We start from the raw sequence: 17,478 nt of genomic DNA, 5'->3' as shown, positions 1-17,478 counted from the left end.
AGATTTGCGTTAATTGGTATATACATTGAAGTGCTTGGATATGGGTAAGGTCGTTAAACAACGACTTTGCCTATTATCCTGAAGATAAAAGAGTAGGTCGCAAAGTATGGCTTCTACACAAAAATACGGCACACAAACAAAGTTCAGACCTAGTTCGCTTAAGCGTGATACACGATCAGGCTTAGAGAAAATCCATTTAAAACTTACAGCGCCAGACGGCGCTAATTATTTGGTTGGCGTTCTTGGTGCTATTGCAGTTATTTTGTTTGTTGTTCCGTTTGGCGGTGAGATATTTATAGGGATCGCGTATTACCTATTAAAACGCTACACACATCCGAATGATTACTTTTTTGAGTGGCCATTCCGTGCGCCGTTGCATTCAAACTCACTGGATGCGTCAACTGACATTACATCACGCGTAAAAGATGACGTACTGGACAATCCAAAAGCCTTTTTGGAATACGCACGTACCAATCGCGATAAGCTACAAGGTGAGGGTGTGACTTACCTTGGTCGTTGCCGTGAAACTGGTCTACCTGTTTATGCATCCAACTCCGATGACCGTACACATCAAATTGTGTTAGGTACTACGGGTTCGGGTAAAACAGAATACATGCTAGGTAACTGTGCCAACCAGTACGTACAAAACTCAGGTTATATCTTTGTAGACGCAAAAGGTGATACCAAGGCTCAACAAGACCACTATCGTTTATGTAACCGCTTTGGGCGTAATGAGGATCTATTAACGATCAACTTCATTACCTCAGGTCGTAACATGCTACGTGCACAAACCGACAAGATGACAAACTCAATGAACCAAATGAGCAACACCAGCTCAGGGATGTTGATTGAATTCTTGATCAACTTGCTTGATGACTCAGGCGGTGGCGGTGGTGACATGTGGAAAGGTCGTGCGATGGCCTTTATCGCTGCACTTACACGAGTTTTGGTCTATCTACGTGACAATGGCTTCATTCAGCTTTCACCAAAAGTATTCACGCAATACATGGAACTTGAAGCACTTGAAGAATTGGTATTTTGTCATAACGATAAATACGGGATTGACTTTGAACGTGTGGCTGAACAGCTTCAAGGCTACCTCGTTTCATTACCTGGTTATTCAAGCAACCCTAAAAAGTTAAAGAAACAAGAAACCAAAACCCGTGAGCAACACGGTTATATCACCATGCAGTTAACCAAGGCGATTAACGACTTGACGTTTAACTATGGTCACATCTTTGGTGTAGAGCATGGCGGTGATATTGATATTTTTGACGTTGTACTTAACCGCCGTATCTTAACTGTGCCATTACCAGCTCTTGAGCGTTCACCAGACTCACTCAAAATGCTCGGAAAATTAATCATTGGCTCAATTAAACAAATGATGGCTGGTTCCCTTGGTAACAAAATGGAAGGTTTACGCCGTGCCATTATTGACGCACGACCAACCAACGCCTCTACTTCATTTAAGCTATTTTTGGACGAATGGGGCTACATCGTTATTGTCGGTGCTTCGGTTTTACCAGCTCAGGCACGTTCGCTTAACTTCTCTATTACGTTCGGTGCTCAAACATTTGAAGATATTGAACGTGGATCTAAAGAGGAAGCAGCTGCTACATGGGGTAACACGACCGTTAAAGCCATTGGACGTACTACTTCGGGTGCTGAAAGTACAACATACAAATTGGTTGATGGTTTTGCTGGTGAAGAGTGGCAAGGTAAAGTTAACTCAATCAATATGTATCAAGGTCTAGTATTCAACCGTTCGGTACCACAAACAGAAGTCCAGTTCGCCAAAGAAAAACGTGTGACAATTGAACAAATTGCCGGACAGCACAACGGCGAATTTACCTTGCTCATATCAACTAAAGGGGAAGGTGGTAAAACTTCAGACGTTAAAATCGTATCAATGTTGGCGTTCTATGTGGCTGGTGATCAACCCAAGTACTTACGCTTAAATGACCTTTGCCCAATCTTCAATATCCAAAAATCTGAAATCTACGATCCTACTTTAAAAATTGAAGACTTCATTCATGAGATTGAGGAAAAACACACGCTACTGACAGACAACAATTCATCTGCCAATGTCACGGCGCTTGGTGATTTTGAGATCTGCAGAAAGCTCAATAACACCTTGTACGAAAACAACAACACGGTAAAAGACTTTACTCAAGATTTTGTACATCAGATTCTTGAAGCAAGACGTCTTGAATCCATCACACCTGAAGGGATGGCACCTGGTCAAAGAACAGTAATGTCTTCGTCCACGGCGAAAGGTGAAATCTCCAAAGAACAAAAACACCGTGAAAGTATTGTTTCAGCACAAAAAGAAGCAAACATTAAAGACCAGATTATTGAGAAGCGAAAACAGTTCCAGTACTTCGGTAAAGATTCTGACATTTCACCTCAAGTACAAGCTGGTGCTTACAACAATGCGGATCTTGATGCTGAATTTAATATCTATGGTGAACGTATAAGCGAACCTGAACAGGCTCAACAGGAAAGTGATGTTGAAACTGTGACTCGCGCCGTTATCACACCAATGAACCTAGACAGCTACTATGATGAATTGAAAGAGATCCTAACAGGATATGACTTAACCGTTGCGCCAATTACTGAATATCAGCTTGTTCAGATACCACGCCATGTAAAACCTGAAGATCAGACACAATACATTGCGGAAAACAAAGCCAGTCTTGATCAAGCCATCTCACATAGCACTCAAAATGAAATGGAATTCGTAGAACAACAGTATGCAGCTAAGTTTGAAAAAGCTTTGATGAAAAACCCGTTCTCGCACGAATGCGTTACTTTTGAAAAATTGTTGGTGATACTTGGTTCAAAAGGTTCTTCAGCTTCATTACGATCAGGCATTACAATCAAAAAAAAGGATGACTAAACGCATCCATGTAGAAGACATAAGGCTGGTTATCCAGCCTTTAGTTTTTTTGGGTGAGCTGTTTGTACTTAATACGCCTTAATTCATCACTCGGCATGTATTGGGCTATTTCATATTCGCTCTTATACGGCGTTTCATTGAATATGGCCAATAACAACAACTGCGACAGCGGAATGGCTTCAGGCACCATCATTTCGATTAAGCGAAACTTTTCAGACGCATTCACATCAAATGCAACCAATAGCGCCGTATATGGAATGTGGCGATCTGCAAGTGATAAATCGGGGTAAATAGGTTGGTCCTAGTGCTAACGTTTGAAAGTCATACATATTCAAGCAAGAGATAGCTTTAGGTACATTGGATAGGTTCACGGCGTAAGATTCAATGTTTGAACACATATTGGCATCCAGTTTGGTTTTAACCCTAGTTTAGATGCATTTTAATATAATAACTTAGTTTTAACGTGCGTATTCTTAAACATAACTAAACCACTTCTTAAAACCTTGTTTTGTTTTAGGCTTAATCGGTATATACCATTTCATAAAAAGTTTAATGAACTGTGTTTTACCCTTTACAATCCTTAATACATCAATTAAATTGCCCTTAAATCACATCCAATATACAGGATATAGGCAATGACTAAAGAACAGCTAGACGACTTACAAACACTTGGAATGACTGACTATAAAACACGTTTACACGTTAAAGGTGTGCGAATTGTTGAAGTGCAACAGTACTCAAAGTCTGTCGATAACAACGCCGTACAACCACTTGCAACTAATACCACTCAACCGCAATTCTTAAATTAATTTTCCAAAAAAATACTTATAAGCACTTTCTGTATTAATATATCTTTATTAGTTTTAATAAAGCATTAATCAATGGAGTGCTTAAAATGTTAGACACTTTACTTTCGGTATTTTCAGCAAAACATAAGCTTTATAAGAATCTCAAGTTAAAACCCTTTATTGATACCCGTTTAGTCAATTCTGACAGCATCGCCATGACCGATGTTTTCCCTTTTCATCAAATCAAAGATTCTCTTTGTATGACTGGTATATCTCCTACTAATTTTGTACCAGGCAAAAACATTGTTTTGAATCCACATGCCAAAGATAACGATTCCATCAGCTACCTTGGTCAAGATACGCAAAATCATAAGCCGTTCTACATCTCTACCTTTGCTGAAGAATTGGCTGAAGTATTTAATCCGATTTTTGCAGAAATCATTCATCTTGAAACACCATGCTTACTTGACCTATCTGAAATTGGGGGCTTCTCAAATTCCAAGTCGGATTTAAGCCAGTACCGTAGCATTGATGATTTTGTAAAAAACGCATGCCCTGATTACATTAGTGATGTGAGTATGGAAAATTTAGATCGAATGTTGTTATGGCCAGAAATCCGTTTATTGAACTCTCCAGATACAACCACTGATCAATTTTTTATCTATGGCTGGAGTCCTAAGATTTTTGTTCAAAATTCTGGTGGATCACATCACATGGCTGCTGCACATTACTTGGCTAAGAAACTGAGCCAATGTGTGCCGATTCAAGGCAAAGTAAGTTTGAATCTAATCTCAAATAAAGCACTTCAAAACTTTGATTCAAAATACGCTGCGTTCGCCGTGCCAGATGATGCATTGATTGATATGGGGAATGATTTATCAGAATCAGGGCTTGAATATCAGCTGGTGTTTTTCCGTGAACGTGAAGTTAATTTTATCTTCTTCAAAAAGAATGATCAGAATGCCCGTGTTATTTCGCTATTCAACAATCTGTATGCTTCATTGAATGGTGCATTAAAGACGGCGGTTCAAGCGCAATTCAAAAATGAAGCACTACTCACCATCATGAGTGCTAACCTCTCTGATACATCAGAAGATCAATTCTTTAGCACACGACCTCACTTGGCTGAGATCTACAATCACGTTCAAAACGAAATTTGTTTGAGTGGTCCTAAACCGACTAGCCCGACAATCTAAGGGGTAGGGAATATGGATCACCAATCATCAACTACACCACATGCACTCATTCTCGGTCTGACACTTGAACAGGCCATTTCTGTTTTAGCAAAGAAACCCGTTGATGCTACCCACTACAACTATCTTGAAGATGACGAGTACAACACCTACGTCATGATGAAACCTGAGTGGACTAGCCTCAACAAACACGCCTACCTACATGTAGATGGCTTAACCCATGAGCGTAAATGGATGTTTATGCCGAATGCTTTAGGTGAGTACAACTTGATAGAGGGCTGTATTGACCTGTTTGAACTTAACCAGGCCATCGAACAGCAATATCTTGTGTTTGAACAATTCCTGAATAGCCACGGCACACCGTTCCGCAAAGTTGGTGAGAAGTTTTCTTTTGTCACACAACTGCTCTTTGATGCATGGGTGATAGATCCAGAACGTGCGATTCAAAAACTTCATGAGATGAAGGAAACAAAAATCTCATTACAAGTGCCTTTGCTTCATGGGGATAGTCAGCATGATTGATACGCAAAATACTTATGCAGTAGGTGATTACATTGTTCAGCGAAACATGAACAAATTGCTCTAGATCAACCGAATCACCACTCGCCATTTGTACGTGGACCTAATCAATCCGCACGGTTCCACTTTTTACGGATGCATCGCATATGCCAAGCGTACCATCCGTTTAGCCACTTCAACTGAAATTGAATTACGGAGGTGAATAACAATGAACATGAATGAAAACATTGCTTCAGAAATTGAAGCTCGTAGCGCTTTTGAAAATAAATACGGCGTGGTCGGTAGTCTGTTGGCCAGTGGCAATTATTCTTCTTGGGTGCATCAGGCGAAATGGGAAGCTTTTCGTGATGGTTGGATGCAAAGTGAAGTAGAAACAAAAAAATCTATCTATCAAATGCAAACACCAGCCATCAGCGATGACCAATTGGAAGTGGAAAAATTACTGCAGTTGCTCGATGACTTTTGGAATAAGAAATGGGGCGATTGGAAATCATCTGCAGATATGGTGGCGCAAGGTGAGGCAAATGCCTATGAACATGCGAGAGGATTGCTTGAAACGGCGATAAAACAAGATGAAGCCACATGCCAGTGGTTACGCAATCAATTGGCAACGATTCAAACTGAATTGGATGCTTTTATCACATTCGTTAATGAACACCTTGCTTACCATGAAAGTGATGGTCCAGATTTAATGTCGAAGATCCAGAAGCTCAAACATTTGATAAAGGTTAAACCATGATTACGGTTCAAATAGAGATGTGTGGCTTTGGGATTAAACGGCGTTGGGAGTTTGGAGATCCGCGCCGTGCGCCAATTACAGTTTTAGAAATGGGCTTCATTAAGGTTTGTAAAATGCGTGGTGATAGTAAACTGGTTGAGTTCATGAGGGGTTATGCAGACGACAAAGAATTCAACTGGCATCCCAAAGTACGCATTGCACGTAGAAAAGCAGAACGTAAAGCCTATTCGTACTATGACAACCACTACAAACAGCAGATTAGAGAACTTTTCGATCGCCAAAATGTAGACCGCCAAAAACAATATGAATTGGAACGCCAAAACAAAGCGTTATTGGCTGTTATTGAACTTAAAAAAGAACAATCGTAGGTATATACCATGACGGGAATTGAATATTTTCAGAAATATGGCTGGAGTCACGCCGTCCAGTCCGTTAGTCGAATTCCAAGTGTATACAACGAATATTCACCAGAACTCAAAACTGTTGTTGTAAACGGCAACTTTCGTTATGCGATGGCTGCGGAAATCAGCAAAAAGAAAACTGAAGTCTATGTTACTGAGCTCAAACAAATCATTGAGAGTGAAAAGCTACTAGAAGACTTCTTTAACTTGAATCTGGTTGGTATAGAAAAAGGCTTAAGTAATGCTAAGCGTGAAATGCAAGACATGGAAGAACAGGGGATTGTTGAATTCAACCATCGTTTTGATGACGACCTGACTTGCACCACGGAACGCATGAAACTTGCCATCGCTCAAATAGACCATCTTTATCAAAACAACATTACAAAAAGTGAGTAATGCCCATGTTAGAAATGTTCCAAAATCAAACCATGCGATATATCTCTATTGCCATTGGCGTGATTAGTATCTTTATATTCCTATACCTACTTAAACTCGGTGAGGGGCTTGTCATTAGCCTTATAGTTGCTGTGTTCATATGTGGTTTGAGTTTATTCAAACTGAAAAACTACTATGAAAAAAATAACCCATACATCAATGCAGAACACCTTGCTTGGCTGTATGGTGAATTGCAAGAATATGACCAGGATCTATTCACAACTGTCAGCAATCTGACCAAGAGTACTGGACGTTTAGAATTGAGCCAGCTTAAATCAATCCGTAACCGCTATGCTTCTTCCATGAACGAAACTCAACTACAAGCATTGGCCAGTGAACATACTGAAGAAAGCAAATATCGCTTAGACCAGTACAACTACTCAATTTATGTGATGGATGAAGTCATTAATCAATATTAATGGCTGTATGCAATCTCTATTAACATCGCCGTGTTATATATCTGCTATACGCGGTATCAAATGTATAAAGAGATATAAAACTATTGAAAGGTTTATAAAATGAACACAACTCTACCTATTCTTATTCATAGCGTTATTGGTGGTATTGGTGAACATCCAGATGCTAAAAAACGAAGCTTAGGATACGGCGCTATCATGCTGTATATACCGATTGAACATATGGTCGGTTCAGGTGTACTTAAGCTGATGATTGATGTGAATACACTGTCGATCTATGCGTCTGAAAATCCTAATTACCTAAAACAACCACATACCATCAATGAAGCTTCTCACTTGTGGAATGCATTGCGCTTTGACAGTGCTTCTAAAGCCAGCCGGAAGGTCATTCATGATAATGGGTATGTTGAGTGTTTGTTTTCCATTCCTATGAAGGTTCTTGAGCCATTTATGGATGCTGAATTGATTCAAAACGAATTAGGACTTCCATACATGGCCATCGATCAAACTGACAAGTCGAAATGCATGCCGATTTGGTATGATGATGTCAGTAAATCTACCAATCAATTTATTGATGGCAACTACAACGATTATCCTGGTGTGCAGGCATCTTAAATTTTTAAGAAAAGTTTTTAGCTTTGATGGTTTATTAATATATTTATATCGACCACATTGGCGATGATGAAGAGAACAGACTCAATATGGCCCGTTTAATGGGCCACATTTATTTTTATAGATTAGGGATGCCAACGGCGTGAAAACAAAAATCATTTTAAACATCATTTTGTGGACCTTAACCGTCCTAACTTGTTTTGCGTGGATTGCCTTTACGTTTATTCAACCAGTTGGCTACACCATGACTTTTCTTGTTATTTTAATCTTGATGACAGTAGTGCTCAGCTGGTGCTTGGCAACACCTTATATTAAGACCAAAGACCGAACCAAGCGACTAGACGAAAACTTTATGCTACTTATGCTCTCTGTTGCTGTTGTTCCATTCCTAATGTTTCTACTGTCATATGGTTTTATATGGTGTTTCAAAACGCTAGAAAAGAAACAGTTCAACCATGACCATATTGCTGCGATGGTACCGGGTAGTAACTTCAATCAACTACAAAAGTTTGCCAAGGAAAACTACAACGCGCCACTTGTGTTAGGTGACTTTAACGAAAGTTGGGCTTTAACTTCCTTAGATATACCGCAAGCTTCTCCAGCTTCATTAAGATCTAGTACAGGATATTGCCTGGTGAATATGTCTAAAACCAGCATGAACACCATGTATAAAGAAGCAAAAACCGATGTAAGCTACAACGATTGGGAAATGCTGATATTAGCGCACGAGTTATCTCACTGTTTAGATCGTGCGACCGATGTGCCTGGTGAACTTGGCCAGCCACTTAAAGCATTAAATTCAATTGCGCCGTCTGATCGGTCCAAAGTAAAGATGGATGATGTATCTACCTTTGTAACCGCTGAAAGTAGCGGTAAAACGCAACTATGGCGAGAATCTTATGCGGATCTGTTTGCGGTAGGTTTTATGTCACTTGATCCAAAATACGATACTGCAGCGTTAAGAGAAAGCCTGATTAAATTACGTGAAAAACGTAAGGCACAAGATCCAACCCATAATTCGGTGTGTTGGTTGCAGTATTCTAAGAGTCAGCCTTTCCCACAAAAAGGTTCGGATGTTTTTTCTTGGGCAAATAACATCAGAATTAAAGCGCCGTGCGAGTTGAAATAACTTGTCTTCAGACAAATTAAAAGCCCGAATTTCGGGCTACTTTTATACCAGCTAATTAACAATAAAAGCCAGGGCTTATAGTTGGTGCAGACATATCATCATAGACGCAATCTATACTGACTGCAGGTTTATCAATGTGGCTAAATAAGCTTGGATTGACCAATTGATTTGTTAGCTTAGATTTTTCTATACTAAAGCCAACCAGTTCAACTTCACAATCACACACGTAATGGAATTTTGCCTTACCGTGCAACACAAATACATTAGGTGACTTCTCATACATCTTGAAGTACTCGGCTTGAGTTTGTGACAATGGAACCTCCAGCACCACAAAGCCATTTGGTACGACAAAAACTGCAGATCCATCATTTACTGAGTAAACGATGGCTTGAACATCAGAAGCACGTTCAAAACCCACACTTTTTTTTATCATTTAGATTACCTTTTTATATTGTAGCGAATGAACGTTGTAAAACAGATTGTAGATCTGCTTCATTTGTAATATTCGCCTCGAGCGCAGCGTTTCGTACATCAGCTAGGTTTAACCAATGGCGGTGCTCAGCTTTAGTTTTTTCAATTTTGTGTGGTGTTCTTGGGTATTCCCAACTCCAGTAATGCTTTTTATAAATCTCCTTATCTTTCACAAGATACGCCTGTATAGATTGACTATCCTCATTAGTTGCATAGCCAACGCCAAAGTAAATATCTAAACCTTGCTTTAGTGCAGTTTGATAATCGGCTTCAAATTGAATAACAAGGGATTCAATCCTAGCTTCATGAGAAAAGATACTAGATAGTTTTAATATCACACGGCTCCAAGTTTAAGGCAATATGCCTCGAGATAAAACCATTATAACGGTCAAAATCCACTAAATTAGTTTATTTAAAAAAAATTTCATTAAAGTTAAACCATTGAAGATTAAAACATACGGCGAAAAACTTAGGTTTTTTATTCAATATTAATCAGACTTACTCAAATTTAGTCTAGATGAACTGGTATTTTTAAAATTAAGGCTGCTTCGCGTTCCCATTTGTGAACAGATTCTCATTTTTGAGAATGAATTATATTTCATTTTTTGACTGACACTGGAACAATTAGCCATAGACGAGTAGGGGGTGGGTAAAGCCATATACCACATTTAAGAAATAACGCCGTAGTGGTGTTAATTCATTGTTAATTGAATATGGTTTGAATTAAGGCTTGATGGAAATGCATTAGTAGAATTATGGGTGCTGAATTATCAAAATTAAGTTTTGGATTATTTTAATCAACTAAAAAAACATCGTTTGCGTTTATAAAGCCAGCAGTTGATCAATTAGCTGATCAACGCAAGGGTATTAACCTTTTTTATGGTTTAAATACTTTTGAGTACGTTCTAATAATTTCGGGATGGTTTTTTCTGCTTCTTCTTGGGTGAGATGCAAACCATAAAATTTATTAGTTGTTCCGTAGCTTTCATTAAGTACTGAATGGGAGTGACGGGCACTGGCTGGCAATGTCTAGCAACGGCAGGCATTTCGGCTGAGGGTAAAAGAACTTTCCGCTAAGCGATAGACTGTATGTAAACACAGTATTGCAAGGACGCGGAACATGCCTCATGTGGCGGCCAGGACGGCCAGCCGGGATCGGGATACTGGTCGTTACCAGAGCCACCGACCCGAGCAAACCCTTCTCTATCAGATCGTTGACGAGTATTACCCGGCATTCGCTGCGCTTATGGCAGAGCAGGGAAAGGAATTGCCGGGCTATGTGCAACGGGAATTTGAAGAATTTCTCCAATGCGGGCGGCTGGAGCATGGCTTTCTACGGGTTCGCTGCGAGTCTTGCCACGCCGAGCACCTGGTCGCTTTCAGCTGTAAGCGTCGCGGTTTCTGCCCGAGCTGTGGGGCGCGGCGGATGGCCGAAAGTGCCGCCTTGCTGGTTGATGAAGTACTGCCTGAACAACCCATGCGTCAGTGGGTGTTGAGCTTCCCGTTTCAGCTGCGTTTCCTGTTTGCCAGCCGGCCCGAGATCATGGGGTGGGTGCTGGGCATCGTTTACCGCGTCATTGCCACGCACCTGGTCAAGAAAGCGGGCCATACCCACCAAGTGGCCAAGACGGGCGCGGTCACCCTGATCCAGCGTTTTGGATCGGCGCTCAATCTGAATGTTCACTTCCACATGCTGTTTCTCGACGGTGTGTATGTCGAGCAATCCCACGGCTCAGCGCGTTTCCGCTGGGTCAAGGCGCCGACCAGCCCAGAGCTCACCCAGCTGACGCACACCATCGCCCACCGGGTGGGTCGCTATCTGGAACGGCAAGGCCTGCTGGAACGGGATGTCGAAAACAGCTATCTGGCCTCGGATGCGGTGGATGACGACCCGATGACACCCCTGCTGGGGCACTCGATCACTTACCGTATCGCTGTCGGTTCACAGGCGGGGCGAAAGGTGTTCACTTTGCAAACTCTGCCGACCAGTGGTGATCCGTTCGGTGACGGGATTGGCAAGGTAGCCGGGTCCAGCCTGCACGCCGGCGTGGCGGCCAGGGCCGATGAACGCAAGAAGCTCGAACGGCTGTGCCGGTACATCAGCCGCCCGGCGGTATCCGAGAAGCGGCTGTCGTTAACACGAGGCGGCAACGTGCGCTACCAGCTCAAGACGCCGTACCGGGACGGCACCACGCACGTCATTTTCGAACCATTGGATTTCATTGCAAGGCTGGCCGCCCTGGTACCGAAGCCCAGAGTCAACCTAACCCGCTTCCACGGGGTGTTCGCACCCAACAGTCGGCACCGGGCGTTGGTCACGCCGGCAAAACGGGGCAGGGGCAACAAGGTCAGGGTGGCTGATGAACCGGCAACACCAGCACAACGGCGAGCGTCGATGACATGGGCGCAACGGCTCAAGCGTGTTTTCAATATCGACATCGAGACCTGCAGCGGCTGCGGCGGCGCCATGAAAGTCATCGCCTGCATTGAAGACCCTATAGTGATCAAGCAGATCCTTGATCACCTGAAGCACAAAGCCGAAACCAGCGGGACCAGGGCGTTACCCGAAAGCCGGGCGCCACCGGCTGAGCTGCTCCTGGGTCTGTTTGACTGACGAGCCTGAAGGCCAACGATACCAATCAAAATGCTGCGTTCACAGCGCCGCGGCAGGGATCCGCCGTGCTGGTTGTCGGAAAAGGAGCCGCTAGTGGGAAAGAGGAGGGTAAATTTTCAGCGTTGCTGGCTCCCCGTCAGCCGGATTGGGTTGCATCGCAGGGGTGTCGAAAGAGTCAACTGCGGTCCAAAGCTGTTGGACTTGGGTGAAAAGGGCGTTTATTCTTCCTATACGTTGTCGGCAGCGGGCCAAAAAGGAATACGTCCATGCCCATCGAGGTGAAACCGGCTGTGAGCGCGGGTTCAAGCATATAGCCCGACAGGCGCGTATCCTTGCCGATCACGACACGATGGCGGTGGTCACCGCGACGAAAGACACGGCCAGCCGCCATGCCGACGCGCAAGGCGGTTTCCGCCGTCATCGCGCCTTCGTTGGCTTTGCCACGAATACCGTCTGTGCCGAAATATTTGCGCACCATAAGGTCGATTATCCTGTCGTCGGGTCGCCCTCAAAGGGGACATGCCTGCTGAACCGCGAATATAGAGAAATATCCCGAATGTGCAGTTAACGAATTCTTGCGGTTTCTTTCAGCGCCGCCAATACCGCCAGCCCGTCGCGCAAGGGGCGCGGCTCGTGTGTGCGGATGAAGTCAGCTCCACCTGCGGCGGCGGCAAGCTCTGCAGCGAGTGTCGCGGCCCCGACATCCCCCGGACCACGGCCTGTGAGCGCGCGCAGAAAGGATTTGCGCGAAACAGACAGAAGCACCGGCAAATCGAAGCGCAGCCGCAATTCATCGAACCGCGCCAGCACCGAGAGCGAGGTTTCGGGAGCAGCCCCCAGAAAAAACCCCATGCCGGGATCAAGGACAAGGCGGTTGCGTTTGATACCGGCACCCGTCAGCGCCGCGATGCGCGCGTCAAAGAACGCCGCAATGTGATCCATGATGTCGCCAGCGGGTGCCTCGCGCCGATCTGCCTGCCCGTCTTGCACCGAATGCATAACGACGAGTTTGGCAGATGATTTCGCCAATTGCGGATAGAACGCAGCGTCTGGAAAACCGCGAATATCATTGAGATAGGCCACACCACGCGACAAGGCATAGGCTTGCGTCGCGGGTTGATAACTGTCGAGCGAGACGGGAATGCCATCTGCCTTGAGCGCGTCCAGCACCGGCGCGATACGCGCGATTTCTGTGTCGGACGAAACAGGCGCGGCGTCGGGATTGCTGGATGCCGGACCGAGGTCGATCACATCTGCCCCCTCGGCCATCAGCTTACGCGCCTGCGCAATGGCTGCGTCTGGCGCCAGATACCGGCCTCCATCGGAGAAACTGTCCGAGGTTATGTTGACGATGCCGAAAATGATGAGCGATTTATTCATGGGGGCTTCTATAATAATAATAATCGAGCATGAGTCTCATACGGATGCTCGGGTCGAAAGGGAATCCCCAGGCGAGTAACCTGTTTGCGGTGATCCATTAGCTGCAGGAGCAGAAGAGCATACATCTGGAAGCAAAGCCAGGAAAGCGGCCTATGGAGCTGTGCGGCAGCGCTCAGTAGGCAATTTTTCAAAATATTGTTAAGCCTTTTCTGAGCATGGTATTTTTCATGGTATTACCAATTAGCAGGAAAATAAGCCATTGAATATAAAAGATAAAAATGTCTTGTTTACAATAGAGTGGGGAATATATAAGGTGTACATGTCTTGTTCTACTGAGTACAACGTGATGAAGTCAGTCGTATATGAAAACTTGCCATTTTCGCTCTCTAGCTTGATTTGTTGGTGTTTAACGAGCTTGAGTGGTGAAATGCAGTCACCGCCATAGATCGCAACTGTGCCACGCTCTTTGTACAGCTTAATGAGTTTTTTGGTGCATTTTAACGGCTTGCCGTGTTTGTCCAATTTTGGTTGGTTGCGAACAAAGATGTTATAGCGAAGATTCGAGTCACCAAGCATCCCGCTTGTTGTTTCACTGATGGTCAATTGGCGTTTAGACTTCTTATAAAACTCTAATAAGCGTTGCTGTAAATTGAACCGTGAAACACCGCATTCGATGTCAAAATCTAGACCTTTAAAAGCGTTTTTATTACTGTTGTTTCCAAAGTAACAAACTGCATCGTTAAACATTTGCGTTAAGTTTGCAAAAATTAAGAGAAAGTCGTTTTGTGGGTACGGACGTTTTTGATACATGCACCCAAACTCACTGTCTGACAACTTATAAAAATAGGTGCGAACGCCAGTATAACTGCAAAGTGAATCATAAATGCGTGTGCCTTTAATTTGAATCTGAGTAACATAGCTAGATGAAAATTCAGGGGTAGCCCAAAGCATAGGGCTGAACAGGATGTCCTTCACTAATCCATTGTCGTATGCACGGTCGCCAACGCGACTTTTTTGGTTAATGCGGTCGTTTTGGGTGTAAACATGGATGTTCTTCAGCTCCAACGTTTCACGTTTGAACACGGTCTTTTCAGCGGTAGCAGTAGCGGTCGTCATGGTGAAGTTCCTTATCGGCTTAAATACGTCTGTGCAAAAATTGCTTGCATGGTTTTAAAAATTTGGTCTGTTTCAAAGTAGTCAGAAATTTGCTCTTGGAATGGGCTTTGATGGTTGCGAACCAACGTGCGAATCGCAGAACTATTTAAGGTGTCTGAGTTGGTAAAACCATTTTTTAGTACTTTGATCTCAAAATATGGGCTAGTGGATGCAATCACACTGACAATAATGTTGCCGTCTTGGTCTGTCTTAACTGACAAATCAGCAATTGGGCTTAGCTCATGGCGTAAAAAATACATATTGTCGGGGTTATAGATTGCTTTAAATCTGATTCCGTCTTGGCATATAGCGCAAAACAGTTCATTCACCGACTCAGCAGTAAAGATCGCCCCAAACGTCACAACAACAGGCCCGACATTTTTTTGCTGTTTTTCATCATGTTTGATGGTTAGCTCGCAATGCGCTGTAATTAGGTTTTGCATGGTTTATATCCTCAAATGTGATTCAGTGGCATACGCACGTTATCCGTGCGTATGGGTGAATTGAATTAAGAAAGTTCGCGTGACCAACAATCTTCTATACGGTCGTATGCGTAGCCGTTTTGAGCCATTAACGTGCAAATGTCTTCAAGGTTTTTGCCAAAGATATTTACTGAGGTAACTTGGTCGAGTACTGATGTATGACCAAAGTTTTCTTTTAATGTTGCAACATAGATTTCAACGTCCATGAAGAAGAAATTTGTTTTATCAGCCAATGTCGGCATGTGCTGTTGAAATTGAAGTTGAGCATAGTCACTATCCGCTTGAAGATCCGCAAGGGTTAAATCACAGTTGTTGTCGATGTAATCTGAGATTTCATCAAACAATGTTTCCATGTGAGCACCGCTAAAAGTTTTAGGGAAACCGATGTATAAAGTGCCTTGTAACTGTACTGATTGAGCGTTTAAATTTGACATGCTGTTCACTCCAAGTTTTAAGCTTTCTGCTTTTGATAGTTTCATTTTATGGGAAAACACAACCTGGCAAACCTTTCTCGAAAAATAAGATTTTCAATCTTTTTTTAATCAATTAAAAAACATCGCTTGCGTACTAATATGATTTTTCTATTAGCCGTATCGCCGTAATGCATTAAGAATAATTTAACGAGCAATTAGTTAATTAATTAAGTTTAATTAAATTGTTAAGTTTTAAAACATATGAAGATGAACCAGCTCAAGACCGTCTTGTGCTTGAAAACATCACCATTGCTGAAGCGATGAAGTTAGCTGAAAACAACGGATTCTTTAAAGCAAAGTACCAGGTGCTTAAAGTGATTCAATATTTTGATGTTGAATTGGTACTCACGGCGTCTGATGTTGAGTACTGTGCTGAATTACACCAGTTTAGCGGTGGCTATAACGTGACGGTGCTTGCTGATACACCTGAACAAGATCTTATTGCAATTCTCAATTCATTGGGGATATTGAATTAGAGCCATCTCGTGATAAGAGAATGCAGCTCCGAAAAATGGAGTCTAAATTTAAATCTGCCTTTAAGGGATATGATTTATCCCAAGTATCCATAGTGATATGGTCAGTGTATGTTCACCAGTGGCACGATCGCAAAATTAGTACCGTATATATCTAAAAAAAACCACAATAACAATTGATGGTTTTTTAATGAGCTTTATAAAATGGGTTCATCATACGCACGGCGTTTGTGTTTTACATTTGGATCTATGCCAATTTGATTCGGATATAACAGGTTTAATACCTGGTTAATGCGATCAACTACGCATTGATTAAACAAGATATGACAGTTACCGTTTTCGTAGATCTTAATGCGTAATAAATTATCATCAATGCTATGCCAGATACCACGATCTAACCTGAGTTTATCTAATCTAGTGTGGTCTAAAGGCTTGCCAAATAACTGCCTTGCTATAAAGCGTACTTCTTCCACTAAATTATCTCGTCTGCAATAAGAATGGTAGCTATTGTGATGAATGATCACGCACGGGTTAATACCAGCACCAAGATTGGTTTTGTATTTGCTTGATAATTGGCAAAACAATGAATCAACTTTACGAGCATATGCCATGTGGCGCGTAGACCAGATAGATTCTAAAAATACATTCACGTTATCCATCGTGAAATCTTCAATTTCATGACGAGCAATTTTATCTGACAACGCATCATATTCTTTTTCAGATATAAAGTTTCTAAGATTGATGATCTCAGTTAACTTCCTCCAGAAGCATGACGATATTTGTTTTAAAGCAGATTCTTCAGTATTGAATGATGATGAATATGATTTTCGGGTGATTGCACTCACAATCTGGTAAGCATCAAGTTCAATATCTTTGATGCTTTCATAAATAACCTTTATTGACGATTTTGCTTTTTCGCATTGCAAAATTAGCTTTTCGACTTCAATAAAGTCTAATTCAGATGCTTGCACTTCTCTTTTTATATTTACCAACATATTCATAATTGCCCACCTAATTAGCTTAATTGTCTATATAGATATTTTAATAAAAACCATGGTCATTAATTTTTTTTTAAAATTTATAAGCTAACTTTTTCACTATAATTAAATTAAATAAGCACAACGCTTAAAACTTGGTGTAGTGGAATATGGCTCAACCTTTAAAATTCCTTATTACCTCTACTCATAAATGATGATGTCGATATGCTTATGAAAAAACAACATTCAGTTATGTTCTCAACTGATCGAACAAATACCAATGCTATAAAAATCTGTAATGAGGATATTGTTAAATGAAAAA

At 42.2% G+C, this 17,478-nt stretch carries 21 protein-coding genes; 12 read left to right on the top strand and 9 right to left on the bottom strand.

What is annotated here, in order from left to right; all coding sequences use genetic code 11:
- The first annotated feature begins 106 nt into the window (after nt 1-106).
- Nucleotides 107-2,899 carry a type IV secretion protein DotL gene (locus tag D7V20_RS12880; protein ID WP_120384620.1) on the top strand — a complete coding sequence of 931 codons (2,793 nt, stop codon included), beginning with the start codon at nt 107-109 and terminating at the stop codon, nt 2,897-2,899.
- 40 nt (nt 2,900-2,939) lie between these two features.
- On the opposite strand, the gene D7V20_RS19765 is transcribed toward D7V20_RS12880, so the two are convergent.
- On the bottom strand, nt 2,940-3,125 hold the full coding sequence (locus D7V20_RS19765; RefSeq protein ID WP_058952567.1) for a hypothetical protein: 186 nt from the start codon (nt 3,123-3,125) through the stop codon (nt 2,940-2,942).
- 409 nt (nt 3,126-3,534) lie between these two features.
- On the opposite strand from D7V20_RS19765, the gene D7V20_RS19850 reads away from it, so the two are divergent.
- From D7V20_RS19850 to D7V20_RS12840, 9 genes are all read left to right on the top strand, one after another.
- Complete coding sequence (locus D7V20_RS19850) at nt 3,535-3,708, top strand: hypothetical protein (RefSeq protein WP_162900306.1); 174 nt, start codon at nt 3,535-3,537, stop codon at nt 3,706-3,708.
- An 86-nt stretch (nt 3,709-3,794) separates the two neighbouring features.
- Nucleotides 3,795-4,883, top strand: a complete 1,089-nt coding sequence (locus D7V20_RS12875) for a DUF6685 family protein (protein WP_120384619.1) — start codon at nt 3,795-3,797, stop codon at nt 4,881-4,883.
- A 12-nt stretch (nt 4,884-4,895) separates the two neighbouring features.
- Nucleotides 4,896-5,402: a hypothetical protein gene (locus D7V20_RS12870; protein ID WP_033917403.1), complete on the top strand. Its 507-nt coding sequence runs from the start codon at nt 4,896-4,898 to the stop codon at nt 5,400-5,402.
- Nucleotides 5,403-5,607: 205 nt separating this feature from the next.
- A complete protein-coding gene (locus D7V20_RS12865; protein WP_033917402.1) occupies nt 5,608-6,138 on the top strand; it encodes a hypothetical protein in 531 nt (176 codons plus the stop codon).
- On the top strand, nt 6,135-6,506 hold the full coding sequence (locus tag D7V20_RS12860) for a hypothetical protein (protein WP_005005929.1): 372 nt from the start codon (nt 6,135-6,137) through the stop codon (nt 6,504-6,506). Before D7V20_RS12865 ends, D7V20_RS12860 begins: the two co-directional genes overlap by 4 nt.
- Before the next feature lie 9 nt (nt 6,507-6,515).
- Nucleotides 6,516-6,935 carry a hypothetical protein gene (locus tag D7V20_RS12855; RefSeq protein WP_120384618.1) on the top strand — a complete coding sequence of 140 codons (420 nt, stop codon included), beginning with the start codon at nt 6,516-6,518 and terminating at the stop codon, nt 6,933-6,935.
- Between the two features lie 5 nt (nt 6,936-6,940).
- Nucleotides 6,941-7,393, top strand: a complete 453-nt coding sequence (locus D7V20_RS12850) for a hypothetical protein (RefSeq protein WP_033917408.1) — start codon at nt 6,941-6,943, stop codon at nt 7,391-7,393.
- A gap of 99 nt (nt 7,394-7,492) precedes the next feature.
- Nucleotides 7,493-8,005 carry a hypothetical protein gene (locus tag D7V20_RS12845; RefSeq protein WP_043041524.1) on the top strand — a complete coding sequence of 171 codons (513 nt, stop codon included), beginning with the start codon at nt 7,493-7,495 and terminating at the stop codon, nt 8,003-8,005.
- A 241-nt stretch (nt 8,006-8,246) separates the two neighbouring features.
- Nucleotides 8,247-9,131 (top strand): hypothetical protein, encoded by an 885-nt coding sequence (locus D7V20_RS12840; protein WP_228716462.1) that lies wholly within the window; start codon nt 8,247-8,249, stop codon nt 9,129-9,131.
- Nucleotides 9,132-9,186: 55 nt separating this feature from the next.
- Here D7V20_RS12840 and D7V20_RS12835 read toward each other — a convergent pair whose 3' ends face one another.
- Together D7V20_RS12835 and D7V20_RS12830 are read right to left on the bottom strand one after the other, a co-directional pair.
- The gene (locus D7V20_RS12835) at nt 9,187-9,564 is read right to left on the bottom strand and encodes a hypothetical protein (RefSeq protein WP_057694184.1); all 378 of its coding nucleotides are present in this window, start codon (nt 9,562-9,564) and stop codon (nt 9,187-9,189) included.
- Nucleotides 9,565-9,577: 13 nt separating this feature from the next.
- Entirely contained in the window at nt 9,578-9,940 is a 363-nt protein-coding gene (locus tag D7V20_RS12830) for a hypothetical protein (protein WP_227520106.1), read from the bottom strand.
- A gap of 782 nt (nt 9,941-10,722) precedes the next feature.
- On the opposite strand from D7V20_RS12830, the gene D7V20_RS12825 reads away from it, so the two are divergent.
- A complete protein-coding gene (locus D7V20_RS12825) occupies nt 10,723-12,216 on the top strand; it encodes an IS91-like element ISCR2 family transposase (protein ID WP_001120888.1) in 1,494 nt (497 codons plus the stop codon).
- Nucleotides 12,217-12,391: 175 nt separating this feature from the next.
- Here D7V20_RS12825 and D7V20_RS12815 read toward each other — a convergent pair whose 3' ends face one another.
- The 5 genes from D7V20_RS12815 to D7V20_RS12790 form a co-directional block, all read right to left on the bottom strand.
- On the bottom strand, nt 12,392-12,694 hold the full coding sequence (locus D7V20_RS12815; protein ID WP_000251875.1) for a phosphoglucosamine mutase: 303 nt from the start codon (nt 12,692-12,694) through the stop codon (nt 12,392-12,394).
- Between the two features lie 86 nt (nt 12,695-12,780).
- Nucleotides 12,781-13,596, bottom strand: coding sequence for a sulfonamide-resistant dihydropteroate synthase Sul2 (sul2, locus tag D7V20_RS12810; protein WP_001043260.1), 816 nt, complete (start codon nt 13,594-13,596; stop codon nt 12,781-12,783).
- Nucleotides 13,597-13,836: 240 nt separating this feature from the next.
- The gene (locus D7V20_RS12800) at nt 13,837-14,712 is read right to left on the bottom strand and encodes a hypothetical protein (RefSeq protein WP_081406141.1); all 876 of its coding nucleotides are present in this window, start codon (nt 14,710-14,712) and stop codon (nt 13,837-13,839) included.
- 11 nt (nt 14,713-14,723) lie between these two features.
- Nucleotides 14,724-15,194: a hypothetical protein gene (locus tag D7V20_RS12795; protein WP_065995118.1), complete on the bottom strand. Its 471-nt coding sequence runs from the start codon at nt 15,192-15,194 to the stop codon at nt 14,724-14,726.
- A 65-nt stretch (nt 15,195-15,259) separates the two neighbouring features.
- Nucleotides 15,260-15,667: a hypothetical protein gene (locus D7V20_RS12790; protein WP_005005986.1), complete on the bottom strand. Its 408-nt coding sequence runs from the start codon at nt 15,665-15,667 to the stop codon at nt 15,260-15,262.
- A gap of 221 nt (nt 15,668-15,888) precedes the next feature.
- Here D7V20_RS12790 and D7V20_RS12785 point away from each other — a divergent pair, with 221 nt between their 5' ends.
- On the top strand, nt 15,889-16,182 hold the full coding sequence (locus D7V20_RS12785; protein ID WP_005005987.1) for a hypothetical protein: 294 nt from the start codon (nt 15,889-15,891) through the stop codon (nt 16,180-16,182).
- Between the two features lie 194 nt (nt 16,183-16,376).
- Here D7V20_RS12785 and D7V20_RS12780 read toward each other — a convergent pair whose 3' ends face one another.
- Complete coding sequence (locus D7V20_RS12780) at nt 16,377-17,180, bottom strand: DUF4942 domain-containing protein (protein ID WP_005005990.1); 804 nt, start codon at nt 17,178-17,180, stop codon at nt 16,377-16,379.
- Between the last annotated feature and the right edge of the window lie 298 nt (nt 17,181-17,478).

This window comes from Acinetobacter rongchengensis, assembly GCF_003611475.1.
In the GTDB taxonomy this organism is placed as follows: Bacteria; Pseudomonadota; Gammaproteobacteria; order Pseudomonadales; family Moraxellaceae; genus Acinetobacter; species Acinetobacter rongchengensis.
The sequence above is the reverse complement of the archived record's forward strand: the minus strand, read 5'-3'. Positions and strand labels throughout refer to the sequence as shown.

Excerpts from the sequence above, each read along its gene's own strand:
- D7V20_RS12780 (WP_005005990.1), bottom strand. The coding sequence starts at position 17,180 with ATGAATATGTTGGTAAATATAAAAAGAGAAGTGCAAGCATCTGAATTA.
- D7V20_RS12825 (WP_001120888.1), top strand. The coding sequence starts at position 10,723 with ATGCCTCATGTGGCGGCCAGGACGGCCAGCCGGGATCGGGATACTGGT.
- D7V20_RS12855 (WP_120384618.1), top strand. The coding sequence starts at position 6,516 with ATGACGGGAATTGAATATTTTCAGAAATATGGCTGGAGTCACGCCGTC.
- sul2 (WP_001043260.1), bottom strand. The coding sequence starts at position 13,596 with ATGAATAAATCGCTCATCATTTTCGGCATCGTCAACATAACCTCGGAC.
- D7V20_RS12790 (WP_005005986.1), bottom strand. The coding sequence starts at position 15,667 with ATGTCAAATTTAAACGCTCAATCAGTACAGTTACAAGGCACTTTATAC.
- D7V20_RS12865 (WP_033917402.1), top strand. The coding sequence starts at position 5,608 with ATGAACATGAATGAAAACATTGCTTCAGAAATTGAAGCTCGTAGCGCT.
- D7V20_RS12815 (WP_000251875.1), bottom strand. The coding sequence starts at position 12,694 with ATGGTGCGCAAATATTTCGGCACAGACGGTATTCGTGGCAAAGCCAAC.
- D7V20_RS12860 (WP_005005929.1), top strand. The coding sequence starts at position 6,135 with ATGATTACGGTTCAAATAGAGATGTGTGGCTTTGGGATTAAACGGCGT.
- D7V20_RS12850 (WP_033917408.1), top strand. The coding sequence starts at position 6,941 with ATGTTAGAAATGTTCCAAAATCAAACCATGCGATATATCTCTATTGCC.
- D7V20_RS19850 (WP_162900306.1), top strand. The coding sequence starts at position 3,535 with ATGACTAAAGAACAGCTAGACGACTTACAAACACTTGGAATGACTGAC.
- D7V20_RS12870 (WP_033917403.1), top strand. The coding sequence starts at position 4,896 with ATGGATCACCAATCATCAACTACACCACATGCACTCATTCTCGGTCTG.
- D7V20_RS12875 (WP_120384619.1), top strand. The coding sequence starts at position 3,795 with ATGTTAGACACTTTACTTTCGGTATTTTCAGCAAAACATAAGCTTTAT.
- D7V20_RS12800 (WP_081406141.1), bottom strand. The coding sequence starts at position 14,712 with ATGACGACCGCTACTGCTACCGCTGAAAAGACCGTGTTCAAACGTGAA.
- D7V20_RS12845 (WP_043041524.1), top strand. The coding sequence starts at position 7,493 with ATGAACACAACTCTACCTATTCTTATTCATAGCGTTATTGGTGGTATT.
- D7V20_RS12795 (WP_065995118.1), bottom strand. The coding sequence starts at position 15,194 with ATGCAAAACCTAATTACAGCGCATTGCGAGCTAACCATCAAACATGAT.
- D7V20_RS12880 (WP_120384620.1), top strand. The coding sequence starts at position 107 with ATGGCTTCTACACAAAAATACGGCACACAAACAAAGTTCAGACCTAGT.
- D7V20_RS12835 (WP_057694184.1), bottom strand. The coding sequence starts at position 9,564 with ATGATAAAAAAAAGTGTGGGTTTTGAACGTGCTTCTGATGTTCAAGCC.
- D7V20_RS12840 (WP_228716462.1), top strand. The coding sequence starts at position 8,247 with ATGACTTTTCTTGTTATTTTAATCTTGATGACAGTAGTGCTCAGCTGG.